Genomic DNA, 25887 nt, shown 5'->3' with positions numbered 1-25887 from the left:
CGGCCGCTGCCGTGGCGAAGGGTTTGTTCGGCAAGGGCATCATCATCCGCGAGGCGCATTTTCCGGGCCGCGCGGCGATCGAGGCTTACGGCAATGGCGGCTTCCGCTTCGCCGACATGTCGCATCGCGGCTCGCTGCTTTGCCTGCCCTCGGGCATCCATGGCTGGCAGCCGGCCGATGCGACTGCCTTGAGCGTGGCGGATTTCGACAAGGTTCTGGCCGAGGCCGGCAAGATCGAGATCCTGCTGGTCGGCATGGGCAAGGAGTTGCGGCCCTTGCCGGCGGCGTTGCGCGCCGCCTTGAAGCAGGCGGGTATCTCGGCCGATCCGATGTCGACGGGCGCTGCGGTGCGCACCTACAATGTGCTGCTCGCCGAAGACCGCGCCGTGGCCGCCGCGCTTGTCGCAGTCGACTGAGGTGACTGATCCCGCCAAGACCGTGATCGACATGGTGCGCGGTGCCGACCATGACCGTTATCTGTCGGCGCTCTATGCACCGGCCGAAAAGCGCGACGCACTTCTGGCCCTTTATGCCTTTAATGCCGAGATTGCCGGCGTGCGCGACCGCATTCGCGAGGCATTGCCGGGCGAAGTGCGGCTGCAATGGTGGCGCGACATCATCGCCTCCGACGCGGCCGATGCCGGCGCCGGTCATCCCTTGGCCGAAGTACTGGTTGCCGCGATCAGACGGCACGACCTGCCCAGGCAAGCATTCGACAATTATCTGGAAGCGCGCGTCTTCGACCTCTACGACGACCCGATGCCATCGCGCACCGATCTCGAAGGTTATTGCGGCGAGACGGCGTCGGCGCTGATCCAGCTTGCGGCGCTGGTGCTCGACAAGGCCGAAGCGCCTCGCTTCGCGGAACTCGCCGGCCATGCCGGCTGCGCGCAAGCCATCACCGGCTTGCTGCTTCTTCTGCCGCTGCACCGAGCGCGGGGGCAGTGCTATGTGCCGGTCGATATCCTGGTGGCGGTCGGCACATCACCGCAGGAGTTCCTGAGCGGCGATGGCGGACCGGGCGCCCAACGCGCGGTCGCTGCGATGATTGCACTGGCACAGGAGCACCTTGTTGCCTTCGAGCGTGGAGCGGCCTCTCTGCCGATATCGCTGCGCCCGGCATTTTTGCCGCTGGTGCTGACGAAAGCCTATCTGGCCGCGATGAGCGGCAAGGCGTCGCCGCTTGCTGGAACGGCACGGCTTTCGGCTTTGCGCCGGCATTGGCTGCTACTGCGGAAAGCCGGGCGCGGCTGGGGTTGAACCGGCCTGCTCCTCAGAGCAGAGCGATCATCTGGAACAGTGCGGAATTTGCCTGGGCATGTCGACCGCGTCGCACGTGCTCCTAATTCTGTCTTTGACGTAAACGTCAACCATGCTAGGTTTCCGGCGGATTCGAACGCAGAGGAGGCGTTTGCCCGGAGGAGCATCCTTGATCAGCTTGCCAATTCTTGTGGTGATGGTCGTCTCCGGCATTTCGCTCGCGGTCGCTGCCGTGCATTTTACGGGCGGCAGCCGGACCGCGCGTCTCGTCGATGCGCGGGCAGCCCTTGAGCGCTTCACCGTCGACTTTCCCGATTTGCGGCCGGCCACGGTCTATCTGACTGAGGATGGCGGGGCTGCTTTCCTCGATCTTGGCCAGGGCCGGACCGGCGTGGTCCAGGTCATCGGCGATCGCTTTCTGACGCGCATCGTGACGCCGGCGGATGTCGACCTCGCCAGCCTTGTGGAAAGCAAGGTGCTGTCGCTGCGCTTCAAGGATTTCACCTGGCGGGGCGGGCGTTTCGCCTTTGCCGACGCGGCGGCGGTGCAGGCCGTGCTCGCCTCACTCGATCCCAAAAGCCAGCCGGCAAGGCAGGAGGCCGCCTGATGGAGACTTATCAGTTTCCCGATGTCACGAAACTCGCCATTCCGTTTTTCGTCATCGCCATCCTGATCGAACTATGGCTGGTGCGCACCGGCCGCACCAAGGGGGCGTTCGAGACACGCGATACGCTGACCAGCCTGATGATGGGCACCGGTAACGTCGCCGCCGGCATTCTGCTCGGCATCGTCTCCTACTCGGCGCTGTTGTGGGTTTGGCAGTTCCGCTTCCTTGACCTCGGGGTGTCGGTATGGACCTGTATCGCGGCCTTCCTGATCGATGACCTGCGCTATTACATGTACCATCGCATCGCCCATCGCTGCCGCTGGGTGTGGGCGGAGCACGTCAACCACCATTCCAGCCAGCACTACAATCTCTCGACGGCGCTCCGGCAAAGCTGGACCGGCCTGTTCACCGGCATGTTCGTGCTGCAGGTGCCGATGGTGCTGCTCGGCTTCCATCCGGCGCTGATCGCCTTCGTCTACGGCTTCAACCTCGTTTATCAGTTCTGGATCCACACCGAGACGATCGGCAGGATGTGGGGCTGGTTCGAATTCATCTTCAACACGCCCTCGCATCACCGCGTCCACCACGCCACCAATCCACGCTATCTCGATGCCAACTATGCTGGAACGCTGATCATCTGGGATCGCATGTTCGGTACCTTTGTCGAGGAGCTGGAAGAGGATCTGCCGCGCTACGGCATCGTCAAGAACATCGGCACCTTCAACCCGCTCAAGGTGGCATTCCATGAATGGATCGGCATGTTCAAGGACGCCTTCTCACCGGGCCTGACGCTTGGCCAGCGCCTCCGGTATCTGTTCATGCCGCCAGGCTGGAGCCATGACGGTTCGCGCGACACGTCCGAAACGCTGAAGGCCGCCTATGTGCGGCGCAATCCGACCGAGGCCGGCAGGCCGGGGCTGCCTGACAGCAAGATCGAACCGGCCGAATAACCTTGGTAGCTGCCGTTACTGTGGGCTGGCGACGGGGGTACCCCACGACGACAGAGGTTTTTCACTCGCCGTGCGCACCAGCGAGTCGTAAACGGCCAGGCTCTGCAGGCGTTGATTATCGCTGCTGCATTGCTGGATGACGCCGCCGGCATACCATGTGCAGCCCAGCCGCTCGCCAGGCAGGGCGCCTGTCGCCCAATCCTTGACGATACCGTCGGCACCGACACGGAAATAGGCGAGCCGATAGCGTGTGGCCACGCTCTCGCGCTGCATGACGATCCCGGCATCGACATTGGTTCTGCTCGATTCGACATTGTCGATGTGACGGTAGACGGTGTCGCCGTCGGCCAGGCGATATTCGCCGATCATCGGTCCGTAGATGGTCGCGCCTGCCAGGCCCTGCGTGGACATCTGGCTCTGCGACGCAATCTGCGCATAAGGCTTGCCCGTCGCATAGCGCATGTAATTGCGGTCGCCGAGCGATTGCAGCGCTTCCGGTGCCGTCGTGCAGCCGGCGCCGACCGCCAGAATCACGGCGGCAAGGATTATTCTTTTCCGAAACATGATGGCCCCCCGACCAAGAGGTGCGCAGACTAGCGCATCGGCCCGAAAATCGGAATCGATTTTCGGTAAGCACGATGCGCAGCTTCAAAGTGTTAGAGCGTCCTTTGCGCGTCCGAACGGACGCGCGGCGCTCAAATCTGCCGGCGGGCTGCCGTAAATCCCGTCTATTCGGCGGCTTGCGCCTGTGTCGGCAGGCCAAGCCAGGCACGGCAGTCGGCAAGCGCGCGCGCCGTCGTCGCCTTCTTCCTGGCGACCGACTTGTCCTTGCCGCGGAAACGGCCCTCGAAGTTGTCGGGACGCAGTTTCGTTCCAGGCTCCAGTGGCGGGAACAAGCCGAAATTGACGTTCATCGGCTGGAACGAACGCTTGCCGGGCTCTTCGTCGGAGGTGATGTGGCCGCCGGTGATGTGGTTGAGCAGCGCTCCGAAGGCGGTAGTGGCCGGTGGCAGCGATATGGGCATTCCCAACCGTTCCGCGGCTGCGAAACGACCGGCCAGGAGGCCGATGGCGGCGCTTTCGACATAGCCCTCGCAGCCGGTAATCTGGCCGGCGAAGCGCAGGCCCGGACGGCTCTTCAACTGCAACGATCCGTCGAGCAGGGTTGGCGAATTGATATAGGTGTTGCGGTGCAAGCCGCCCAGCCGGGCGAACTCGGCGTTCTCGAGGCCCGGAATGGTCTTGAAGATACGCACCTGCTCGGCATGCTTCAGCTTGGTCTGGAAGCCGACCATGTTGTAGAGCGTGCCCAGCGCATTGTCCTGCCGCAGTTGCACCACTGCATAGGCCTTGACCGTCGGATTGTGCGCGTTGGTGAGCCCCATCGGCTTCATCGGGCCATGGCGCAGCGTTTCGACACCGCGCTCTGCCATCACCTCGATCGGCAGGCAGCCGTCGAAATAGGGCGTGCCTTCCCATTGCTTGAACTCGGTCTTGCCACCATCGAGCAACGCCTGCACGAAGGCCTCGTATTGCGGCTTGTCCATCGGACAGTTGATGTAGTCCTTGCCGGTGCCGCCGGGGCCGACCTTGTCGTAGCGCGACTGGAACCAGGCGACATTCATGTCGATCGTGTCGAAATGCGCGATTGGGGCGATGGCGTCGAAGAAGGCGAGCGCATCGGCGCCGGTCTCGGTGGCGATCGCCTGCGCCAGAGATGGCGCGGTCAGCGGGCCGGTGGCAATAATGGTCTGTCCCCATTCGACGGGTGGCAGACCGACCATCTCCTCGCGCTGGATGGTGATGAGCGGGTGCGCCTCTATTCTGGCGGTAACGGCAGCCGAAAAGCCGTCACGGTCAACGGCCAGCGCGCCACCGGCGGGAACCTGGCTGGCGTCGCCAGAGGCCATGATCAATGAACCGGCCAGCCGCATTTCGGCATGCAGGAGCCCGACCGCGTTGCTTTCGGCGTCGTCGGAGCGGAAGGAGTTGGAACAGACCAGCTCGGCCAGCCCGTCAGTCTTGTGCGCGTCGGTGCCGCGCACGGGGCGCATTTCGTGCAAGATCACAGGTACGCCGGCTTGCGCCGCCTGCCAGGCTGCTTCCGAACCGGCGAGGCCGCCGCCGACGATGTGAATGGGGTCTTTGCTCATGCAGCCCGCAATAGTCCCTCGGCTCTACGAATGCAATTCTCGCACTGCATCGGCTGGGGTTTTGGCAGGGTCCAAAAACACAACACCCGCCGGGGGAGGAGGTCCGGCGGGTGTCGTTTTGGTGACCGGCCTCAGGGAGGAGGAGAGGTCCGGTCTTATTCGTCATCGCCGGGGAGGAGGTCGGCTTTGACGAAATTCCTTTTGCCAATCGGAGAGGGCAAAACTCTCTTTCGGAACAATGCCCGCCGCTGGGAGGAGGATGCGGCGGGCACCGTTTCGGCGGTCGACCTCAGGGAGGAGGAGGAGGAGGTCGACCATATTCGTCATCGCCGGGGAGGAGGTCGGCTTTGACGAAATTCCTTTCGCCAATCTGGAGAGGGCGAAACTCTCTTTGGGAAACAACGCCCGCCGCTGGGAGGAGGATGCGGCGGGCGCCGTTTTGGTGGTCAATCCTTGGGAGGAGGTAAAGATTGACCGTATCCGTCAGGGCCTGGGAGGAGGTAGGCCCTGCCGAAATTGCTTAGCTCGCCTTGCGAGCGACCTTCTTGATGTCCATACGGAACAGGCCGATATCTTCCAGCTGGCGGTTCGACAGGCGACCGAGCTGCTCGACCGTGTCGCGATAAGCGCGCCAGTTACGGTAGTTGCGGATCAGGTTCATTTTCGTGTCTCTTCAGTTCGTCGTTCGGGTCGTAGGCGACCCGTAAAGCCTTAGGCCGACTTGCGGGCCACGTAGGGAATGTCGCTGCGGCTGATGCCGAGGTCAGACAACTCCCGATTGCTCAGGCGGCTCAGCTCGGAAACGGTTTCCCGGTAGCGGCGCCAGTTGCGGTAGTTGCGGATCAGGTTCATGATACTTGCTCGTTTACGTCTTTGTTTCGTTCGTTCATCTTTTCTGTACGACGCTAAGATAGGTGGACCCATATCGATTTAAAAGTGCGAATGGCGCATGGCAGCAATGCGTTTTGTGCAATGCAACATGGCAGCCGTTTCACACCGATGTCACAAAGAAGCCAGAATCGGAAAATGACGCGACGTCAAAGATTTGCTCCGGTCGGCTGGTAATCCGACTAAAATAGTGGAGTGACGCCTTTGGCAGGCTATGTAGGCAGAGTCAGGCAAGACATCGCGCGCTGGGTGGAAAGCGGCCTCATCGACGCCGGAACCGCCGAAAAATTGACCAGCGACATCGAGGCGAATGCACGGCGGTCGCTGAGCTTCGGCTCCATTCTGGCCATGCTGGCCGCCGTGCTGCTGGCGGCCGCGATCATGATCTTCGTCGCCGCCAACTGGGAAGCGATTCCACGCATCGCTCGCGTCCTATCGCTGTTTGTGGTGATCGCGGCCGGTTATGTCGGCGGCGCATGRCTTAAACTGCGCGACCATCCGGCTTTCGCGGAAGCGGCGTGGGTGGTGGCGGCGGCGGCCTTCGGCGGATCGATCGCGCTGATCGGCCAGATGTACCATTTCTCCGGTGACGAATCCGGCGCGATACTCACCTGGTGGGCGGGAACCACGCTGGCGGCGGTGGCGCTTCGCTCCAATCCGCTCACCATCATGGGCGTGCTTATCTCTGGCGGCTGGGTGACGATGAAGCTGCTGGGTTCCTTCAGCATCTGGCGCGGCTTTGACTTTCCTCATGCCTACCTGGTCATGCTGGTCGTGCTGTTTGCCGTGTCCTACTGGACCCGGAGCCGGCCGTCCCGCCATCTCGTGCTTATTTCGCTCATTGGCTATGCAGCATTCCTGACACTGGATGGCGATCGTGCCTTCATGTCAGCCGAATTGGCTGCTGTTTCGGCGGCTGTGTTCGGCGTCGCCGTCTTCGCCGCGGAGCCGGTCGACCGGATCGCGCAACTGGGGGGGCGCCTACCGCTGCATGCCTTTGTCGGTTTTCTCGTCGGCATGTTCATCCTGCAGTTCCAGATCGAGGGCTCGGGTGGGTTCGCTCCGGTTGCCGCGATCACATTGGCGGGCATCGCCGCTGCCATCGTGCTGGCCGGTCGCGAGAGCCGCGGGCTCCGCTGGATCGCCTATGTCGGCTTCGCGTTCGAGCTCATTGTCATCTATGTGGTGATGATGGAGACGATGCTGGGCACGGCCGGCTTCTTCCTGGCCGCCGCGGTCATCCTGGGCATCCTCGCCTTTGCCATCATCCGCATTGAGAAACGCATGAAAGGCCCAACCGGCCAGGGAGCGGTGTCATGACAGGCAAGAAGCTGCTCATTTCCGCCGTGGTGCTGGCGCTGGTGCAGATCGGCTTCCTGAGCTGGATCATCGCCGGGCGCGCCGCGATCCTGCGCAATGGCACGGAAGTGCTGCTGAAGGTCGAGCCGATCGATCCGCGCGACCTGCTGCGCGGCGACTATGTCAGCCTTGGCTACGAGATTTCGCGCATACCGGTGAAGCTGGTCGCCGACATCCCGACCGACCGCACGGCAACGGCCGACGAGCGTATCCTCGTCAGGCTGCACAAGGACCAGGACGGCTACTGGCGCGCGGTTGCCGCTTTCCTTGGTAAGCCGACGACCCCGCCGGCAACGGACGAGGCCGATATTGCGGCCCGGCTCGTCGGCGGCTCGTCACTAGAGCCGGACGCAACCTTGTCGCCGGATTACGGCATCGACCGCTTCTATCTGCCGGAAGGCGAGGGGCGGGCGATCGAGAAAGACATGCGCGTTCGGCCCTTCGGCGTGCGCGTGGTGTTGGCCAAGGACGGCACGGCCCAGATCAAGGCGCTGATGGACGGCAACGAGACGCTGTTTGAAGAGCCGCTCTATTAGAGCGCCGTGCGTCCATTAGGACGCGCAAAGGACGCTCTAATACTTTGACTCTGCTGCATCGTGCCTACCGAAAATCGATTCCGATTTTCCGGCCGATGCAGTAGGTCGACAGGGAAGAATGGCTGCGAGGATGGATGGCGTTATGGCGCCATCTGCAGACTGGTACGGATGAGAGGACTCGAACCTCCACGCCTTTCGGCACCGGAACCTAAATCCGGGGCGTCTACCAGTTCCGCCACATCCGCATGGCCCGGCAATCCCACGTAGCCATCATTCTGTCAATGTCACCAGTCAAGGACAGCCATTCACTGGGCGTGAAGATGGTTGAAAATCGGCCTCGCCTGTGACAAAAGGCGTGTCGAATGTGACGGGATGCGACGATCCGCTTCTTCTAAATGTGATATGAAGTCGGAAAAACAAAGACTTACTCACATTTTGGAGCGTCGTTGGGAGAATTGAGCCGCCGAAGCGGTCAGGACTCCAGCTTCCGCGCCAAAAGCCACTCCCGGCAAGACTATTCCGGCAGGCTGCGAACGGCGGGACCGTTTGCCAGCCCCATTGGTGAAGATAAAGGTTTGATGATGCAGGTCACCGAAACGCTCAATTCCGGTCTCAAGCGCGAGATCAAGGTCGTCGTGCCGGCCGGCGACATGGAGGCCAAGCTGTTGGCCCGCCTGTCGGACGCCAAGGACAAAGTCCGCATCAACGGCTTCCGTCCCGGCAAGGTGCCGGTACAGCACCTGCGCAAGGTCTACGGCAAGTCGTTCATGGCCGAAGTGGTCAACGAGATTCTGAACGAATCCCGCACGATCATCACCGGTCGCGGTGAAAAGGCTGCCATGCAGCCCGAGGTCATCATGACCGAGGACGAGAAGGAAGCCGAAAAGATCCTGGCCGGCGGCAGCGATTTCGAATTCCGCCTGAACTACGAAGTCATCCCGGCGATCGAGATCAAGGACTTCTCCGACATCAAGGTGACCCGTCCGGTCTATGACGTGCCGGAAACGGAAATCGACGAGCAGGTCCAGCGCGTGGCCGAATCGTCGCGTTCCTACGAGACCAAGTCGGGCAAGGCCGCTGAAGGCGACCGCGTCACCATCGACTATCTCGGCAAGATCGACGGCGAGGCCTTCTCTGGCGGCGCCGGCACCGACCAGCCGCTGGTTCTGGGCTCGAAGGAATTCATCCCGGGCTTCGAGGATCAGCTCGTCGGCGCCAAGGCTGGCGACGAGAAGCTGGTCACCGTGACTTTTCCGGAAAACTACCAGGCCCCGCATCTGGCCGGCAAGGAAGCGACCTTCGATGTCACCGTCAAGGAAGTTGCAGCGCCGGGCAAGCTCGAGCTCAACGACGAGACCGCCAAGAACCTCGGTCTGGAATCGCTCGAGCGCCTGCGTGAGATCGTCAAGGGCCAGATCGAAAGCCAGTTCGGCTCGATGACGCGCCAGAAGGTCAAGCGCCAGCTGCTCGACCAGCTCGACGCATCCTACTCGTTCGAAGCGCCGTCCAAGCTGGTCGACGCCGAGTTCAACAACATCTGGAACCAGGTCAACCGCGACCTGCAGGCTGCCGGCCGCACCTTCGCCGACGAAGAGACGACCGAGGAAGAGGCCCGCGCCGAATACACCCGCCTTGCCGAGCGTCGCGTGCGTCTGGGCCTTGTGCTTGCCGAGATCGGCGAGAAGGCTGGCGTGACGGTTTCGGACGATGAACTGCAGCGCGGTCTGTTCGAGCAGGTTCGCCGCTTCCCGGGCAACCAGCAGCAGGAAGTCTACGAGTTCTACCGTTCCAATCCGGAAGCGCTCAACACGCTGCGCGCGCCGATGTTCGAGGAGAAGGTCGTCGATCATCTGCTCGGCCTGATTTCCGTCACCGACAACAAGGTGAGCAAGGAAGAACTGATGGCCGACGACGAGGAAGCCGAGACCAAGGCCAAGCCGGCGAAGAAGGCTGCCGCCAAGAAGGCCGAAAAGGCTGACGAGGCCGGTGCCGAAGAGCCGAAGAAGAAGGCCGCGCCGAAGAAGAAAGCCGCCAAGGACGCCGAATAAGCGTTTCCGGCAAATGAAAGAGGGCCGCCGCGAGGCGGCCTTTTTCTTTGTGCCGAAGCCTTGTCGGTTGAATGCTGTTTGGTCGGCTCCTGGCGTTCAAATCTACTAGCCCGCGTGCGCGAAATTGGATCGGCCTTGGCCGGTCTGCTTGTGCGGACTACTGGCGATCGGTCGCCGCTGATACTAAATCGGGCACTAATGAGTTGGTAAGCTGCCGCAGCGTAGCTTGCGGCCGCATTAACGCGCAGTGGTTTCGCGGAGGGCAAGTTGGCAAGGTCGATCGTCGTGCTTCGTCCATTGATGGGCGTGGTGCTGCTTGCGCTCGGCTGCTCGGCTGCCCTCGCCAGCGACGCGGCCGACCGCTGGCGCTTCGGCTCCGCGGCCGACGGCGTCATTACCGCTTCGATCTACGCTGACAGCATGCTGGTCACCGGCAATGGCGCGCTTGGCTATAGTCCAGTGCTGACCATCGCCTGCCGACCGGTGGGTGATCCGCATTGGAGCGAATGGCTGCAACTCAGCGATGGCGTGGCGGCCAGCGATACGATCACCGTTGCGGTCACGGTCGACCACGGCAGCAGCGTTCGAGAAAACTGGTTGGTTGCCAGCAACAGCATGACCTTGATGCACGACGGCGCGGACGCGGTCTCGCGGCTTGCCTCGGCAAAACGGTTGCGGTTGTCCTGGCGGTTCGGTCTCATCACCGGGCGTGTCGACGCTGATTTCTTCCTGGCTGGAGCCGCCGAGGCGATCGATCGGCTCGCGGCGGAGTGCAAGATCGCCACGCCCTGAGCACGCGGCTAGATCAGCATCAGCCCCTTCATCGATGCATGGCCCTTCTTGCCGATGATGATGTGGTCGTGGACCGTGATGCCCAAGCGCTTGCCGGTCTCGACGATCTCCTTGGTCATTTCGATGTCGGCGCGGGACGGGGTCGGATCGCCGGAGGGATGGTTGTGCACCAGCCTAGAGAATTTCATAGTATTATGTAATTGCTTTGTTTCTTGCGAATTTCTCGATGACTGGTGCCGGTGAGTGGGATATGTCCACAATGCTCGACCGTGATCGTCATGCTCGATCATCAGGGTGTTCGTTGAGTCGCTTTGCATTACGGCACTGCACTCTATTCCCTTTATCCCACGCTTCAAGTTCCTCGAGCGGATAGAGAACGGCCTTGCCGATCTTCACGAACGACGGCCCAATTTTCATTACACGCCAGTTCCGCAGCGTTCCTGCGGAGACGCCTCCTCTGTAGCGTTCGGTAACTTCGTCTGGAGTGAGGAATTTTGTATCTGACATAATGCCTCCTGCATTAACGGCGCTTTGGGCCGGGTCGTCGGCTAAGGGTTGGTCGTTGGGCATGAAATCGAAGGAGGTCGTCACTCAGTGGCATCGTCGGTCTTCTCGGCTTCCTGCGGCTCACGCTTCTGCACGGAGATGGTTGCAATACGAGCACGGGGTAAGGGAAGCCCCATTCTTTTGGCGTAGAAGAAGCGGATAGTGGAGGATAAAAAGCGGCGGGTAGCGTAGCGTGTGAAACGGTGAGAGTTGCTCCGGAAAAAGGTAAATGATTGTGCCAAGCTTTGGTCGAATACTCGCCGCAAATCTATGGGAGGTTGAAAATACCGCCCACTATCTGCAAGGCGAAATTGATCTGAAGGAGTGCGCGTGCCCGGATCGAGTATCGAACTTCGTCACATCAATTACGTTGTCGCCGCTTCCGAACACGGCAGTTTCCGTCGGGCGGCAGCGGCGCTCGGGGTTCAGGAATCGGCGATCAGCCGGCGGGTACGCGATCTGGAAATTCGTCTTGGAACGGCTTTGTTCGTCCGTTCTCACTCTGGGGTCACACTAACCCTCGCAGGTAAGCAGTTCGTGGACCGGGGCCGCAAGGCGCTGTCCGAAATCGGTCTTGCTCGAACGGAAGTCGCCGCGATTGGGCGGGTCGGCGATGGAGAGTTGCGGATCGGCATCCTGTCGTCATTGGGCTCCAGCTTTCTGGCCGACCTCATTCAGAAGTTTTCCGAGAGATACGCGACGATTCAGATGTCGTTCGCCGATGGCGACCAGCCAGAGCATGTCGCCGCGATCCGCCAGCGTCAGCTTGACGTGGCGTTTCTGACGGGAACCCTCGAATGGGAAGGCTGCGAATGCCGCCACCTCTGGTCCGAGCAGGTCTTTGTGGCCATGCCGGAACAGCATGTCCTCGCTGAAGCCGAGCAGTTGGATTGGGCCGATGTCATCGGCGAACGCTTCATCGTCAGTGACGCTGCCCCAGGACAGGAGATTTACAATTATCTGGTCCAAAGGCTTGCCGGTTTGGGGCGCCAGCCTGAAATCCTGCCGCATAGTGTCGGGCGGCATAACCTTCTTTCGCTCGTGGCGCTCGGCCAGGGCCTGACATTGGCAAGCGAGGGCGTTACCGCGACGCAGGTACCGGGTGTCGTATTTCGCCCCATTGGCAAAGAGACCTTGCCTTACAGCATGGTCTGGTCGGCGCAGAACGACAATCCAGCCTTCCTGCGGTTTCTGGACATCGCATCTTCTTTGGAGGCCCAAAACGTTTCGCTTGTCACATCGACGGCGTAGTCTGGGATACGGATTTCTTCGCCTTGGCAAAGCCTCGGTCCGTGGCAATGAAACGCTCCAGCATAGGCACGATCAGGCGGACGGGATCGGCGGGCGACTGGCCCGCTTCACGAGCGAGGATGTCGGCATAGGCGACGAGATCGCGGTGCAAGCCGGCAGGTAGTTCCAGTGAGACCTTGACCGGCTTGTCGTCGACGATCACCGAGAGTTTCAACTTCGTCATGTCAACCTCCATACGGTTCGAGGACAAGATCGCGGGTGACGATTACACGGACCGGGAAGCCCGGCCGTATGGTCAGCGTTGGCGCGATGTTGAGTTGGCGGCTGACGACCTGTTGGCCGGTCTGGTTGATGCTCTGCGACGCGCCTTGACGCAGGGCCTGAACAATGTCGCTGTCGTTCCCGGACGAACCGGCCTGCGCACCAACGCTGAGCAAAGTCGAAAGAGCCGCAGCCTTGAACAACTCACCCCAATGGTAATCGACACCATCCTCAAGCCCGGCATAGCCTTCGGCATCGGCGCCCGGCTGGCGCTCCAGCACGATCGAGCGGCCATTCGGGAAGATCAGCCGGTTCCAGACCAGGAGCACCCGACGCTGACCGAAACCGACGCCATTGTCGTATTGGCCAATCACGCGGGTGCCCTGTGGGATGAGCAGGATCTTGCCGGTCGGGCTGTCATAGACATTCTCCGTTACCTGGGCGGTGATCTGGCCGGGCAGATCGGATCGGATGCCGGTGATCAGCGCGGCAGAAATCAACGCACCCGCCTGAAGGATATTCGGCGATGCTGGGGCCGCGACGCGATCGGTCGAAACTGTGCGTTTGTCGGGCGTCTGGTTGAGGAAGGCGAGTTGGCGATCCTGCGCTGACGGCGTTGAAGGTTGAGGAGCCAGACCCAGGCTGGCCAGGTCGGGCGTTTGCGGTATCGTCGCTGCTGCGGCCGGGGCCGGGTTTGCCGTATTCGTGTTGGAGGGCCGCGTCTCGGTCGGGGCAAAGAGCCGGGCGGTGCGAGCCGCTTCCAATTCCTGCGCGCGGCGCTGCTCTTCCGGAGTTGGGCCGGACGGCGCAGAGGCGACAATACCGGGTGTCGGGGTCGTCTGGCCGCCGTTTTGCGCGTTCAGGATCGGCCGCCCGAGATCGCCGGGTAACGGAGGGCCGAGCTTCGGCACGCCGCTATAATCCTTGGGCAGGCCCGCAAGGCCATCGGGTGTGGTGCGATTGTCGGTCGAATAGAGTTCCTGCCCTTGATTGCCGCCATTCCTGGTCTGAAGGGCATAGATGAGGGCACCGCCGACGCCGAGGCCAGCGGCGAGCCCCAGACCGGCCAGGACCTTGCGTGACAGCCGCGTGACACGCGGCGGATCGGGGCGAAGACGCATGGACGAAACCGGCTCGCCGGTCAGAGGCCGGGCATCATCCTCAGCCGCGTCAGGCTTCTGGCCGTCTTCCTTTTCGGGATCGAATTCGGTGCTCACGACGCAGGCCTCCCGTCGGTCCGGGAGATGCGGACACGTTTATGGTCCTTGCCTGCGCCGAAGCGCAATTCGGCGGCGGCAAACAGCCGGTCAACGATCATGTAATTGCCGCGCACGCGATAGTTTACGAGTTCAGAAGTGTCGCCCTCTGGGCCAACGACGAACAGCGGCGGCATTTCGCCCTGACCGATGCCGCGCGGAAACTCGATGAATACCTGCCGCCCGTCATCAAAGGCACGCAGGGGCCGCCAAGGCGCACGGTCTCCGGTCACGTTGTAGCGGAAATTGACACGAGAGAGATCGACACTGCTGGAGACCGGCTGCTGAGCCTCGGCCTGGCTGTTCTGTCGGCGGAGCGCGATAAGCTGGTCCTGCGGATACTGCCAGGAAACCGAGGCCATGTAGGTCTTTTCGGTCGAACGAAGCTCCATGTGATAGGTGCGCCGGTCGGTGTTGATGACCAGGTTCGTCGTCAGATCGGGTCGTGTCGGCTTGACGAGGATATGGACCTGTTTGGTTGCGCCTGAGCCGCTTTCGGTATCGCCGATGATCCAACGCACTGTGTCACCAGCGGCGACCGGGCCGGAGCCAACAAGCTGTTCGCCGGGTTGCAGGCCGATATCGGTAATCTGTCCCGGCGAGGTATAGACCTGATAAAGCGCGCCATCGACGAAGGGATAGACCTGCATCGAGTTGATGAAGCCATTCCTGACCGGCTGCATGCGCGCAGCGGCGTTGGCTTCGCTCACCCGTGCGGCGGGGTCTGCGAGTTCCGGCGCCGGTTTGCCATCCTTGCCGACCGGCTTCAACTGGCCCGGCAGCGGCAGGACTTTTGGCAATTCGACCACTTGAACGGGCTTCGGCGGATCGGCCGCCAGCACGGCGGGTGCGGCATCGTCATAGGAGATTTCCGGGGGCTTTTGCGGTGTTGCGCACCCGGCAAGCGCCGAGGCGTAAAGCAACAGAAGCGGCAAGCCGGATTTACGGAAAGGCGGAAATGCGTGGTTTCGCGCCGCCGGATGCCCGGCGGTCAGATGAGACGGCCGGATCATGATCCAAGCTCCTTCGACCAGTTTATGGCGTTGATGTAGATCCCGAGGGGATTTTTCCTGAGCGTGTCGGCGTCACGCGGCGGCTGAACGGCCACGGTCAGGATGGCCGACCAGCGCTCGGTCGCGGCCAATGCCCCATCCTGATAGCGGCGTTCGATCCAGGCGACGCGGAAACTCGAAGGCGAGGCGCGGATCACGCTGGAAACCTCGACGGCAATCTGCTGCTTGCCGACCTTGGCGAAGGGATCATTGGCGCGGGCATAGTCGTTGAGCGCCAGCGCACCCCCTTGCGTCGTAAAATCATAGGCGCGCAGCCAATTCTGCCGGACGATGATCGGGTCGGCGGGAATGCTCCTGACCTGTTCGATGAAACGGGCAAGGTAGAAGGCAATCTGGGCGTCGTTCGGCTGATAGTCGGCGGTCGCAGGTGCAATGGCTTGCGCCTGTCCGAGTTTGTCGACCTGCACCACCCAGGGAACGACCGAACCATTCATCGACTGCCAGACCAGAGCGCCTGACACTCCCGCCGACAAGGCGAGCGAGCCAAAGGCCATCAACCGCCAGTTCTTTGCCTGAACGCGGGCAGAGCCGATGCGATCGTCCCAGACCTGGGCCGCACGCTGATAGGGCGTCTCGGGCTCGGGGGATTTGCCGTAGTGGGTGGAGGGTCGCTTGAACATGGTCAATTGCCTTCGGAGAGATTGACGGACGAGCCGCCGCCATGGGCGTCGCCGGATTTGACGGCGTGCGCGGCAGCCTGAACGCCGTGCGTCATGGTCTGGGAGCGCTTCATGCGTTTCGCCCAGGCGGGCGGGCTTTCGGAGGTCGAGGAGGAGCCTGACGCGGCTTCCGGGGCATCGCCGCCCACGGTGCCCGCCGTCGATGACCCGCCACTAGCCTCGAAGGCGGCACGGGCACCGGACTGGTAGCTGGATTTCAGGCTATCGGAGGCGCGGTTTGCTGCTTTCTTCAGGGGCGAAACGGCGGCTTTCGCGCCCGTGGAAGCGACATTGCCAAGACCGGACGCAACAGCGGATGCGCCTGTCTCACCGGCGGCACCGAGGCTGTAGGCGGTCGATGCGCCACCAGCCAGCGCTGCGCCACCACGCGCGGCCGCTGCGGCACTGCTGAGAAGAGAGGCGCCGCCGGAGGCGACGGCGCCAACCGTTGCCGCGCCTGCCGCAACCATGCCGCCGGCCGCGAGACCGGTGCCGATGGCGGAGCCCGCGCCAAGCTGTGGGCCGCCGGACACGAGGCCGCTGGCAATACCTGGGCCGAAAATACCAAGACCGAGCAGCGAAAGCGCCGCAAGAACAACGGCCATGGCTTCGTCGATGGTCGGCGTCGCGCCGCCGAAACCGGCCGTGAACTCGGAAAACAGCGTTGAGCCGATGCCGATGATGACGGCCAGCACCAATACCTTGATGCCGGAGGAAATGACATTGCCGAGCACGCGCTCGGCCATGAAGGCGGATTTGCCGAAGAGGCCGAAGGGGATCAGTACGAAACCGGCGAGCGTTGTCAGCTTGAACTCGATCAGCGTTACGAAGAGCTGGATGGCGAGCACGAAGAAGGCGAGCAGCACCAGCGCCCAGGCGAACAACATGCAGGCGATCTGTATGAAATTCTCGAAGAAGGCCCAATAGCCCATCAGGTTCGATATGGAATCGAGGAGGGGGCGACCCGCATCGAGGCCGGTCTGCGCCACCTTGCCGGGGCGAAGAAGATCGCTCACGGTAAAACCTGTGCCGGATGCCTTCAGACCAAGACCGGCGAAGCTTTCGAAGACGATACGCGCAAGGTTGTTCCAGTTGCCGATGATATAGGCGAAGACGCCGACGAAGAGCGTCTTCTTGACGAGACGGGCAATGATGTCCTCGTCGGCGCCCCAAGACCAGAAGATGGCCGCCAGCGTGACGTCGATGACGATCAAGGTAGTGGCGATGAAGGCCACCTCGGGCCGAAGCAGTCCGAAACCGCCATCGATATAGCGGGTGAAGACTTCGAGAAAGTGATCGATGACGCCGGTATTGCCCATGCTCAGCGCGCTCCGTTCTCAGGTGACGATGGCTGCGGGTCTGGAGCGGACGAGGCAGGTTGACCGAGGAAGCGACGGCGGTTCTCCGCCCATGCCTTCAGGCAGGCCGGATCGCGGCTTCCGGCTTCGCCAATCCCGCTGCATCGGGCAAGCTCGGCATCGAGCGGATCCGGCCTTGGGGTGGAGGGTGGAAAGGTCGCAGACGCATCCTGAGACACATCGCGGCGGTTCATCTCGATAGCGGTCGCGATGATGGCGACGGCCACGAAAATCACGGCCGCGAGACGTGCGAGGGTCTTGCCGTCCATGGCTTCACCCTCAATTGCCGTAGAACATCTGGGCGCTGCCAGCCTGATAACCGGAACCCGGCGTCAGGAAACGGCGGCGTTGTTCGCGGCCTTGTTCGGCCGCGGCTGCTTGTTCGGCCGATTGCAACGCCTGTGCCCGCCCATTGGCGGCAACGACCGCCGTGAGATCGTTCAGTTGCTGGGCCTGAAGGGCGAGGAGCTGGTTCCCGGCCTGGGTCGCTTGCAAAGCGCCAGTGGCGGACTGGCTGGCGCCAACAAGGGATGACATCTCGGTGCGGTTGGTGTCGATATTGCCGACGACGGTGGCCTGCACGCGCATGGCGTCCTGAAGGCCGCCAACCGTGTTCTGCCAACGGGTCTTGGCGTCAGCGACGAGTTGCGCATCGGAGGCAGACATGGAGACATTGCCGTATTGGGTCTGGAAAGCCTGATCGATCGCTTGCACATTGTAAGCGATGTTCTGGGCCTGGCTTAGGAGCTGCTGGGTGCGGCTCACCGACTGCTGGAGCTGTTGCAGCGACGAGTACGGCAGGCTTACCAGATTGCGCGCCTGGTTGATCAGCATCTGCGCTTCATTCTGAAGCGAGGTGATCTGGTTGTTGATCTGCTGGAGCGCGCGCGTCGCGGAAAGCAGATTCTGCGCATAATTGGTCGGATCGTAGACGATCCATTGCGCAGACGCCGGTGTCGTCAGCAGTGGCGATGCCGAGAGCGGGACGGCAAGAGCGGCGGCGATCATCACCGCGCGGGTGTAGCCAGAGAAATCACGAAGTGTCATGGCAATGTCTCCAGGTTGGTGAGGTTGGGGATGAGGTCGGCAGCCCAATTGACGCCGCGATGGCGCAGCCAGGCGTCGAGGAAACCGTCCGCGCGATGCTCGGCGACAATCGCGGCGATGGCGGCTTGATCGGTTTTCGACGATGCGGCGCAGAGCGCCAGCGCCACGTCGGACAGTCCCAGCTCGAACAGCCGGTTGCCGCGCCGCGACTGGCAGTAGTAGTCGCGCTTCGGCATGGCGCGGGCGAGGATCTCGATCTGGCGGTCGTTCAGGCCGAAGCGGCGATAGATCGCGGTGATCTGCGGCTCGATCGCCCGTTCGTTGGGCAGCAGAAGCCGCGTCTGGCAGCTTTCGATGATTGCCGGTGCAATTGAACTACCGTCGATGTCTGACAGCGACTGCGTGGCGAAGATCACGCTGGCGTTCTTCTTCCTGAGCGTCTTCAGCCATTCGCGAAGCTGGCCGGCGAAACCTTCGTCGTCGAGCGCAAGCCAGCCTTCATCGACAATGATGAGCGTCGGCGATCCGTCGAGCCGATCCTCGATGCGGTGAAACAGATAGGCGAGCACGGCGGGTGCCGCGTCCGTGCCGATCAGACCTTCGGTCTCGAAGGCCTGAACCGTTGCGGTTCCGAGGTGCTCGTCTTCGGCGTCGAGCAATCGGCCCCAGGCACCGCCGATGCAATAGGGGCGGAGCGCCTGCTTGAGGTCGTTGGACTGGAGCAGGACGCACAGGCCGGTGATGGTGCGTTCGTCGACCGGCGCGGTGCTGAGCGATGTCAGGGCCGTCCAGAGATGCTCCTTCACTTCCGGGGTAATGGCGACGCTTTCACGCAACAGGATCGCGGCTATCCAGTCGGCAGCCCAGGCGCGTTCGGCGGCATCATCGACACGGGCAAGCGGCTGAAGGCTGACAGAGGTATCCGATCCATCGGTCAGGCCGCCGCCGAGATCGTGCCAGTCGCCGCGCATGGCGAGCGCCGCCGCACGGATCGAGCCGCCGAAATCGAAGGCGATGACTTGTGACCGCTGGTAACGCCGAAATTGCAGCGCCATCAACGCCAACAGGACCGATTTACCGGCGCCGGTCGGCCCGACAATCAGCGTATGGCCAACATCACCGACATGAAGGGAAAACCGGAACGGGGTGGAGCCTTCGGTCTTGCCGAACAGCAATGGGGGCGCTGCAAAGTGCTCGTCCCGTTCTGGCCCCGCCCACACGGCACTAAGGGGGATCATGTGGGCAAGGTTCAAAGTGCTGATCGGAGGCTGCCGCACATTGGCGTAGACGTGCCCGGGCAAGGAGCCGAGCCAGGCGTCCACGGCATTGATGGTCTCCGCCATAGCGGTAAAGTCGCGGCCCTGGATGACCTTCTCGACCAGCCGCAGCTTCTCGTCGACAATGCGCGGGTCGGCGTCCCACACCGTCACGGTGGCAGTAACATAGGCGATACCGGCATAGTCAGCGCCGAGTTCCTGAAGCGCGAGATCGGCATCCGCCGCCTTGTTCGAGGCGTCGGTATCCACCAGCACCGATTGTTCGTTGGTCATCACCTCCTTCAAGATCGCGGCAATCGACTTGCGCTTGGCGAACCACTGGCGGCGGATTTTGGTCAGCAGTTTCACCGCATCGGTCTTGTCGAGCAGGATGGCGCGTGTCGACCAGCGATAGGGAAAGGCGAGCCGGTTCAACTCGTCGAGCAGGCCGGGCGTTGTCGCTGTCGGGAAGCCGGTGATGGTGAGGACGCGCAGATGGGATGATCCCAGCCGCGGCTCCAGCCCGCCGATGAGTGGCTGATCGGCGAGTAGCGCGTCGAGATAGATCGGCGTCTCCGGCACGCGGACGCGATGCCGGTGCGTCGAGACGCATCCATGCAGGTAGGTCAGGGTCTCGCCGTCATCGAGCCAGAGGCATTCCGGCATAAAGGCTTCGATCAGGCGCAGCAGCCGGTCGGTGCGGTCGGCGAAGCCCGACATCACCTCGTGCGGATCGATGCCGGTTTTCTCGCGGCCCTCGTAAAGCCATGTCTCGGCGCGTGCGGCGTCCTCGGCTGGCGGCAGATAGGTGAAGGTCAGGAAATAGCTGGACTCGAAGTGGCTGCCTGCTTCCTCGAAATCGGCCTTGCGCTCGGCATCGACCAGAGCCGATGCGGGATCTGGAAAGCGGCTGTCGGGATAGCTGTTCGACGGATGGCGCTGCGCCTCGACGAAGATCGCCCAGCCCGAGCCGAGACGGCGAAAGGCGTTGTTCAACCGGCCCGCCACAGCGATCAGTTCAGCGGGCACGGCGCTATCGAGGTCAGGCCCACGAAACCGCGCCGTGCGCTGGAAGCTGCCGTCCTTGTTGAGCACGATGCCCTGACCAACCAGCGCCACCCAGGGCAGAAAGTCAGCGAGGCGGGCGCTTTTGTTGCGGTATTCGGCGAGGTTCATCATGGTGGCGCTCTCCTCAAACTGTCAGGTGCGCCGGGATGCGCAGATGGCGGCGACCGACCTCCATGAAGAGCGGGTCGCGCTTGGCTGCCCACACCGCCGCGAAATGCCCGATTGCCCAGATGAGGATGCCGACCAGCCAGAGGCGCAGGCCGAGGCCCACCGCGCCGGCGAGCGTGCCGTTCAGAATCGCGATGGCGCGCGGCGCGCCGCCGAGCAGGATCGGCTCGCTGAGCGCACGGTGGACCGGCACGGTGAAGCCTGGAACCTCGTCACCAGCTGTTATCATCAGACCAGCGCTCCGCCGCCGAACGAGAAGAAGGACAGGAAGAAGCTCGAAGCCGCGAAAGCGATCGACAGGCCGAACACGATCTGAATGAGACGACGGAACCCGCCTGACGTGTCGCCGAAGGCCAGCGTCAGGCCCGTGGTGATAATGATGATGACGGCGATGATCTTGGCGACCGGGCCTTCGATCGATTGCAGGATTTGTTGCAGCGGCTGTTCCCACGGCATGGACGAGCCGGAGGCGTGAGCGGGCGCGGCCATTATCACAGAGAGCGTAGCGACCGACACGGCCATGGTGAAGCGGTTGCACGTAAGGCGCTGGCCCACGGGATGGGAGGACTGAACAGCAGGCTTCATTGGGAGGCTCCTTCTTCTGGCTGGGGGTGACTTGTGGCGGGCGCGATGCGGTAGTCGCCGGCTGGGCCGAGGCCCTCGACACGCGCGAGTTCGGTGAGGCGGCGCGCTGAGCCGCGGCCGGACAGCACGGCGACGAGATCAATGGTCTCGGCGATCAGCGCGCGTGGGACGGTGACGACCGCTTCCTGAATGAGCTGTTCCATCCGTCGCAGTGCGCCGATGGCTGATCCGGCGTGGATCGTGCCGACGCCGCCGGGATGGCCAGTGCCCCAGGCTTTCAACAGGTCCAGCGCCTCCGCACCGCGCACTTCGCCGACCGGGATACGGTCGGGACGCAAGCGCAAACTGGAACGGACGAGATCGGAGAGCGAGGCGACGCCATCTTTGGTTCGCATGGCGACGAGGTTCGGCGCGGCGCATTGCAGCTCGCGCGTATCCTCGATGATGACCACGCGATCAGAGGTCTTCGCCACCTCCGCCAGCAGTGCGTTGGTCAGCGTCGTCTTGCCGGTCGAGGTGCCGCCAGCGACGAGGATATTGGCGCGAGAGGCAACGCCTTCGCGCAGGGTCTCGGCTTGGGCTGCCGACATGATGCCCGCAACAATGTAATCGTCGAGGGTGAACACAGCGACTGCGGGCTTGCGGATAGCGAAGGCTGGGGCGGCGACAACGGGCGGCAACAGTCCTTCGAACCGCTCCCCCGTTTCGGGCAACTCAGCCGAGACACGCGGCGCGCCGGTATGGACCTCTGCGCCGACATGGTGCGCGACGAGGCGCACGATGCGCTCGCCATCGGCGGGCGAAAGACGCTCCCCCGTATCGGATAGCCCTTCAGAGAGACGATCGATCCAGATACGCCCATCCGGGTTCAGCATCACCTCAACGATGGAAGCGTCTTCCAGAAACCGGGCAATGGCCGGGCCAAGCGCCGTGCGCAGCATCCGTGCGCCGCGCGCGAGGCCTTCCGAATTGTGATGTGAAGCGGCCATCCGATCCCCATTTCTGCCGCGAGCGAACAAACGCTTTCGGCACGGGGATGATTAAGAGAGCCAGATTTTGGGCGGGCTCAACAGATTTTCGTCGTCGTAGGGATGTGGCGTGCAAATACAGGAGAACGGCGGGCCTCTTTGGCCCTTGTTTTCGGAATACGCCTCATCCAGGCCATATGATGGCCGCCTTTGCACCGCGGCACCATACCTTAAACCTTGCGAAATGAGGAAGTCGGATGAATATGACCGATATAGCCTTCATAAGGATATTCCACGAAGTGCATAACGGTCAGTTGGCCAGCCGCCCATGCTCAGAGATGGAGGGTGACTTCTTGGCGCAAGAGAGGCAACCGACAGCGTTCCAAACATAAGGCGCGCGAAAGCATCTGCAGATTTTGAGCAGGTTGCAACGTTCTTTTGCATGTCTGCCTTCATACACCTAATTTATGCAGGGCATCATCAAGTACTTGAAGGTGTGATGCTGAAATGGGTTCTAGCTGCGCAACAGGTAAACCAACTATATATTCGGCCCAGTCTGATTTAGCCGTACTACCCTGAGCATCGTTCACTTTTTGCTCTAGGTACACTCGCCAATCATCGTCTAGTAGATCACTTAGTCGTTCGTCCTCTACGGTGATCCGGCACGCTGACAATGTCCGCGATTACCACCTAAGTCATTGATTGTACGTCGATCTATCCCGCGAAATGCACCTAAAACCTGAGTTTCGCACCTGTAACGATAGCCCGGTTTCTTAGAGCTATCTGTTAACAAGACAAACAAAAACCCGCCGGTGAGGGCGGGTTTTGATAAGGCTGGCTTTCTCGGATCTTATTGATCGACGTCGTGTCGATAGTAAATTCTCGATTGGCAACTTTTGGCGTCTATGGCCGGAACGATGTTGCGGTTGTTGAGCTTGCGGAACATTTCGGTCGGCTTTTTCCCATTAAGTTTTGCAAGTGCTGTGAGTGAAATATGGCGGCGATTAAAGTCCGTCAGCAGCTCCTTCGTCGTAAGCAAGTGTGTCTGCTTCCGATGCTGAACGGGCTGAGACTTCAGAAACCCTTTTCTCATCAGCGCCATCGCGTCCGCTTCGCAGACGTCGATCTCTTCGGCCACGTCGTAGCAAGATACCCAACCTTGATCTGGCCCGTCAGCTTTGGCGCGCAGCTCCTTTGTCGAGACGTGAATCCCTTCGAAGAATTGATCAGGCACGAAGAACACCTGTTCGAGTTTGCCGTCGGCGAGCATTTCGATAACATCGTCGACAAAGCACAAGCCTGGACCCGCTGCTTCGCAAATACGACGCATGTCCGGCGTCTTGGTCTCACTTGCAATGCGAGTGAGTTTCGCAAGCAGGTTCTCCGCCTCGGTGATCGAGTAGAGGCGATTGATACCTGCGGGGTCCGGACGCGGCTTCAATGCATTCGGGCCTTGCTTTGCGAAGATCGCAGTATTCCGCAACCGCTCCAATCGCATGCGCTTCACTAGATCCATACGTGGCAGCAACTCCTGGCGTGGGAATGCGCGCTCGGCCAGTTCTGCATCAAAAACGATCCTGCTGTGAGCTTCACGGTGAAAGCCGCTCTGCGGAGGAATGAAGCCCTCTCGGGTAAGGTTACCTTCGGCCACGAGTGGGCTGATGCCGTACTCGCGTGCGAAAGAAATAACGCTATGCCACCGCCGCTTTTTCGGTGATCCCAAGAACGAATCCGTTGGACCGATAGGCAAGGCGTCAGTGGCGACGTCCCGAAGTAGATCGCGCAGACCTTTGTGGTCGTCGTCCTGATGGTTGTCCAGATAGCGGTAGAGGTTCCCAAATAGATGCTGGGCGCCTTTGGGACGCGACGAATGCCAGAACGCACTTGTCAGATTTTCGAGGTGCCACCGAAGACTGCCTGCGGTGTCCCCGATCAGATTAAATCCGCGTTCACGGACGACCGCCAATTCTTCAACAGAGGTGGGAACATGCGCATCGGGACCGCTCGCATCGAGGACCCCTAACCGTTCGCAAAGCTGCTTGGCCACGTAGTAGGGAAGCGCATCGAGATCAGGAACGGGGTCGGCCTCGTGATCGAGACGGGCCGCGAAGTAGCGGTCTGACTTGGAAAGTTCAAGCGGCTCAACGCGACTGGCTTTGAACTCGACCATCGAAATTCGCTCGGAAACAGCCTTCACGAACTCGCGGCGCAGTTCATCCGGACCGCTGGCATGGTCCAAGACGACTCCATGCTTGTGGCAGCCCGCAACGTCCCTGATTGTCCAAGAGAAACGTTCGAACGGACGAACGACCGGACGGCCGGTGCGCTTATCAATATCTTCCATAACGCAGAGCGAGCAGAAGCGAGGTGCAGATCGTGATACTGTGCGGCCGCTGACAACCGAACCCCCAACGTTGATGCTGAACTTGTCATGCCGGTGGATCGACGCTTTTGCGAATGTGTCCGCCGACATGCCCGTATAGGCGCTGAGAGTTTCGTACACGGGATCGCTCGGCCGGTCGAAGCCCATGTAAGAGATCCCAAGATGCCGGACCATGGCTCGGGCATTGCCCGAGCCATTGATCGCAGCAAGACGAGCGATGATGCTGAAGATCGTTTCGGAGGATGCGACCTCCACAGGCTTCAACATCATTTGCCACCTCGTTTACGGTTGCGCTCACCGGCTTCGATACGCGCATCGGCGACAGCCTGGCGCGCAACCAGTTCCGCAAGCGGCACTACAGGCGTCAGGTCCTTCCAGTCGGCAGCCAGGAAGATGTTGTGATGCGGCTGGCATCCTGTCAGGAAATCGTAGCACTCAACGAAGTGCGCGAGACCGACAACGTCCGATCCGACTTCGATCGCAAAATCACAGGCCATACGAACCAAGTCGATGATGGTGCCGAAGCCACCTTCGGAAGCGTGGATCAGGCGGTGCACGAGATCCTCGGTCAAAGCCTTGCGAACCTTCTTGACCTTGCGCCCCCCTACAACATCTTCCACCTCCATGTCCTGCAGAAGCGCCCCGTCGACCTTCATGCCGGCGTGAGTTTCGATAATGCCCTGTGCAATGACGCGAATGCGTTCGAGGTCACCGGGGAAGGTGACGCGCTCGAGTTCCACGACCAGGCTGCGGTTGCGGAGCTGGGGTTCGTGCTCGATGAACTTGGCTAGGGCGGGTACGCCGGCCAAGACGAGGTGGAGCGGCCAGTCTTCGATCTGCAGCAAGCTCTTGAGGATGTCGGCAAGGTTGCGGATGGTCGCCTTGTCGGTCTCCTTCAGAGCATGCTGAGCCTCATCGATGAAGAGCACCAGCACCGAGTACTCCTTGAGCACACGCTTCGCCAATTCGAAGAGATCGTACTCAGGAATGCGATCAGCATTGATGAGCGGATAGCCGGTCGCCTTGATGATCTTGGTCGCAAGCAGACGCAGCTTTAGCGGCTTGGGCATGTCGAAGTAGATCATGGGGCTGATCATTTCACCCTCATCGTTGCGATAAGGCTGAAGCTCCGCGCGTTTGAGGAGCGTGTTCTGAAGAGCCGTCGATTTACCGGAGCCGCTTTCGCCAATGACAAAGAGCGCGCGGCGACGACCAGAGGTGCCGTGCACGGATGCCGCAGCGTTCTCGACGATCTTGGAGACGGCACGCTCGACACGCTGGTGGCGGTCGGAAGTAATGTAGGCCGAGTAGAGACCGCCGCGCTTCTTGGCGCGATCGGCGGCTTCTGGAGTGAGGACCGACAGCAAACGCGCGGCGGCCTTGTTGAAGAAGTTCTTGGCGTCAAAATTGGTCAT

General features: G+C 61.6%; 28 protein-coding genes, 1 tRNA gene and 1 pseudogene. 10 read left to right on the top strand and 20 right to left on the bottom strand.

What is annotated here, in order from left to right; genetic code table 11:
* Positions 1-23: 23 nt before the first annotated feature.
* The 4 genes from AB4136_RS30665 to AB4136_RS30650 all read left to right on the top strand — a co-directional run bounded on the left by AB4136_RS30665 (position 24) and on the right by AB4136_RS30650 (position 2817).
* Positions 24-416: an Mth938-like domain-containing protein gene (locus tag AB4136_RS30665; RefSeq protein ID WP_024925339.1), complete on the top strand. Its 393-nt coding sequence runs from the start codon at positions 24-26 to the stop codon at positions 414-416.
* 1 nt (position 417) lies between these two features.
* Entirely contained in the window at positions 418-1260 is an 843-nt protein-coding gene (locus AB4136_RS30660) for a phytoene/squalene synthase family protein (protein ID WP_024925338.1), read from the top strand.
* Between the two features lie 169 nt (positions 1261-1429).
* Complete coding sequence (locus tag AB4136_RS30655; RefSeq protein ID WP_307417048.1) at positions 1430-1867, top strand: hypothetical protein; 438 nt, start codon at positions 1430-1432, stop codon at positions 1865-1867.
* Positions 1867-2817, top strand: coding sequence for a sterol desaturase family protein (locus tag AB4136_RS30650; RefSeq protein ID WP_024925336.1), 951 nt, complete (start codon positions 1867-1869; stop codon positions 2815-2817). Before AB4136_RS30655 ends, AB4136_RS30650 begins: the two co-directional genes overlap by 1 nt.
* Positions 2818-2832: 15 nt before the next feature.
* Here the strand turns inward: AB4136_RS30650 and AB4136_RS30645 are convergent, their stop codons facing one another.
* Positions 2833-3381, bottom strand: a complete 549-nt coding sequence (locus AB4136_RS30645; protein ID WP_051512215.1) for a hypothetical protein — start codon at positions 3379-3381, stop codon at positions 2833-2835.
* Between the two features lie 164 nt (positions 3382-3545).
* On the bottom strand, positions 3546-4970 hold the full coding sequence (gene trmFO / locus AB4136_RS30640; RefSeq protein ID WP_137900585.1) for a methylenetetrahydrofolate--tRNA-(uracil(54)-C(5))-methyltransferase (FADH(2)-oxidizing) TrmFO: 1425 nt from the start codon (positions 4968-4970) through the stop codon (positions 3546-3548).
* A gap of 186 nt (positions 4971-5156) precedes the next feature.
* On the opposite strand from trmFO, the gene AB4136_RS30635 reads away from it, so the two are divergent.
* Complete coding sequence (locus AB4136_RS30635; RefSeq protein WP_171020933.1) at positions 5157-5321, top strand: hypothetical protein; 165 nt, start codon at positions 5157-5159, stop codon at positions 5319-5321.
* Positions 5322-5490: 169 nt separating this feature from the next.
* Here AB4136_RS30635 and AB4136_RS30630 read toward each other — a convergent pair whose 3' ends face one another.
* Together AB4136_RS30630 and AB4136_RS30625 are read right to left on the bottom strand one after the other, a co-directional pair.
* Positions 5491-5631, bottom strand: a complete 141-nt coding sequence (locus AB4136_RS30630; protein ID WP_065998060.1) for a DUF1127 domain-containing protein — start codon at positions 5629-5631, stop codon at positions 5491-5493.
* A 50-nt stretch (positions 5632-5681) separates the two neighbouring features.
* Complete coding sequence (locus AB4136_RS30625) at positions 5682-5822, bottom strand: DUF1127 domain-containing protein (protein ID WP_065998056.1); 141 nt, start codon at positions 5820-5822, stop codon at positions 5682-5684.
* A gap of 240 nt (positions 5823-6062) precedes the next feature.
* Between AB4136_RS30625 and AB4136_RS30620 the strand changes: the two genes are divergently transcribed.
* Together AB4136_RS30620 and AB4136_RS30615 are read left to right on the top strand one after the other, a co-directional pair.
* Entirely contained in the window at positions 6063-7178 is a 1116-nt protein-coding gene (locus AB4136_RS30620) for a DUF2157 domain-containing protein (protein WP_441932096.1), read from the top strand.
* A complete protein-coding gene (locus AB4136_RS30615) occupies positions 7175-7753 on the top strand; it encodes a GDYXXLXY domain-containing protein (RefSeq protein WP_137900587.1) in 579 nt (192 codons plus the stop codon). Before AB4136_RS30620 ends, AB4136_RS30615 begins: the two co-directional genes overlap by 4 nt.
* 160 nt (positions 7754-7913) lie before the next feature.
* Here AB4136_RS30615 and AB4136_RS30610 read toward each other — a convergent pair.
* Positions 7914-7998, bottom strand: a tRNA-Leu gene (locus AB4136_RS30610).
* 336 nt (positions 7999-8334) lie between these two features.
* Here AB4136_RS30610 and tig point away from each other — a divergent pair.
* Positions 8335-9801: a trigger factor gene (tig, locus tag AB4136_RS30605; RefSeq protein WP_137900619.1), complete on the top strand. Its 1467-nt coding sequence runs from the start codon at positions 8335-8337 to the stop codon at positions 9799-9801.
* Positions 9802-10101: 300 nt separating this feature from the next.
* On the top strand, positions 10102-10593 hold the full coding sequence (locus AB4136_RS30600) for a hypothetical protein (protein WP_024925330.1): 492 nt from the start codon (positions 10102-10104) through the stop codon (positions 10591-10593).
* Between the two features lie 8 nt (positions 10594-10601).
* Here the strand turns inward: AB4136_RS30600 and AB4136_RS30595 are convergent.
* Both AB4136_RS30595 and AB4136_RS30590 read right to left on the bottom strand, forming a co-directional pair.
* Positions 10602-10766: pseudogene (locus tag AB4136_RS30595) on the bottom strand (JAB domain-containing protein); the annotation flags it as partial.
* Positions 10767-10869: 103 nt separating this feature from the next.
* Positions 10870-11100, bottom strand: coding sequence for a helix-turn-helix transcriptional regulator (locus tag AB4136_RS30590; protein ID WP_130270756.1), 231 nt, complete (start codon positions 11098-11100; stop codon positions 10870-10872).
* 369 nt (positions 11101-11469) lie between these two features.
* Here AB4136_RS30590 and AB4136_RS30585 point away from each other — a divergent pair, with 369 nt between their 5' ends.
* Positions 11470-12390: a LysR family transcriptional regulator gene (locus AB4136_RS30585; protein WP_245457781.1), complete on the top strand. Its 921-nt coding sequence runs from the start codon at positions 11470-11472 to the stop codon at positions 12388-12390.
* Here the strand turns inward: AB4136_RS30585 and AB4136_RS30580 are convergent.
* The 13 genes from AB4136_RS30580 to AB4136_RS30520 form a co-directional block, all read right to left on the bottom strand.
* Positions 12374-12613, bottom strand: coding sequence for a DUF2274 domain-containing protein (locus AB4136_RS30580; protein WP_113372456.1), 240 nt, complete (start codon positions 12611-12613; stop codon positions 12374-12376). The two genes, AB4136_RS30585 and AB4136_RS30580, sit on opposite strands and share 17 nt — an antisense overlap.
* 1 nt (position 12614) lies before the next feature.
* Positions 12615-13868: a TrbI/VirB10 family protein gene (locus tag AB4136_RS30575; protein ID WP_130270563.1), complete on the bottom strand. Its 1254-nt coding sequence runs from the start codon at positions 13866-13868 to the stop codon at positions 12615-12617.
* A complete protein-coding gene (gene trbG, locus AB4136_RS30570) occupies positions 13865-14920 on the bottom strand; it encodes a P-type conjugative transfer protein TrbG (protein WP_130270565.1) in 1056 nt (351 codons plus the stop codon). The genes AB4136_RS30575 and trbG overlap by 4 nt, the downstream gene beginning before the upstream one ends.
* A complete protein-coding gene (trbF, locus tag AB4136_RS30565; protein WP_130270567.1) occupies positions 14917-15600 on the bottom strand; it encodes a conjugal transfer protein TrbF in 684 nt (227 codons plus the stop codon). The genes trbG and trbF overlap by 4 nt, the downstream gene beginning before the upstream one ends.
* 2 nt (positions 15601-15602) lie before the next feature.
* Positions 15603-16958, bottom strand: a complete 1356-nt coding sequence (gene trbL, locus AB4136_RS30560; protein WP_130270569.1) for a P-type conjugative transfer protein TrbL — start codon at positions 16956-16958, stop codon at positions 15603-15605.
* Between the two features lie 2 nt (positions 16959-16960).
* Positions 16961-17266, bottom strand: coding sequence for a putative entry exclusion protein TrbK-alt (gene trbK-alt / locus AB4136_RS30555; RefSeq protein ID WP_130270571.1), 306 nt, complete (start codon positions 17264-17266; stop codon positions 16961-16963).
* 10 nt (positions 17267-17276) lie between these two features.
* Positions 17277-18005, bottom strand: a complete 729-nt coding sequence (trbJ, locus tag AB4136_RS30550; protein WP_441932102.1) for a P-type conjugative transfer protein TrbJ — start codon at positions 18003-18005, stop codon at positions 17277-17279.
* 35 nt (positions 18006-18040) lie between these two features.
* Entirely contained in the window at positions 18041-20479 is a 2439-nt protein-coding gene (gene trbE, locus AB4136_RS30545; RefSeq protein ID WP_130270575.1) for a conjugal transfer protein TrbE, read from the bottom strand.
* A gap of 13 nt (positions 20480-20492) precedes the next feature.
* Complete coding sequence (locus AB4136_RS30540) at positions 20493-20765, bottom strand: VirB3 family type IV secretion system protein (RefSeq protein WP_130270577.1); 273 nt, start codon at positions 20763-20765, stop codon at positions 20493-20495.
* Entirely contained in the window at positions 20765-21058 is a 294-nt protein-coding gene (locus tag AB4136_RS30535; RefSeq protein WP_130270760.1) for a TrbC/VirB2 family protein, read from the bottom strand. Before AB4136_RS30535 ends, AB4136_RS30540 begins: the two co-directional genes overlap by 1 nt.
* A gap of 59 nt (positions 21059-21117) precedes the next feature.
* The gene (trbB, locus tag AB4136_RS30530) at positions 21118-22110 is read right to left on the bottom strand and encodes a P-type conjugative transfer ATPase TrbB (RefSeq protein ID WP_130270579.1); all 993 of its coding nucleotides are present in this window, start codon (positions 22108-22110) and stop codon (positions 21118-21120) included.
* Between the two features lie 829 nt (positions 22111-22939).
* Complete coding sequence (locus tag AB4136_RS30525) at positions 22940-24742, bottom strand: TniQ family protein (protein WP_047627476.1); 1803 nt, start codon at positions 24740-24742, stop codon at positions 22940-22942.
* Positions 24739-25887, bottom strand: coding sequence for a TniB family NTP-binding protein (locus AB4136_RS30520; protein WP_130270581.1), 1149 nt, complete (start codon positions 25885-25887; stop codon positions 24739-24741). The genes AB4136_RS30525 and AB4136_RS30520 overlap by 4 nt, the downstream gene beginning before the upstream one ends.

This window comes from Mesorhizobium sp. 2RAF21 (assembly GCF_052115345.1).
Taxonomy (GTDB): domain Bacteria; phylum Pseudomonadota; class Alphaproteobacteria; order Rhizobiales; family Rhizobiaceae; genus Mesorhizobium; species Mesorhizobium terrae.
This window is presented reverse-complemented; position numbering and strand designations above follow the sequence as displayed.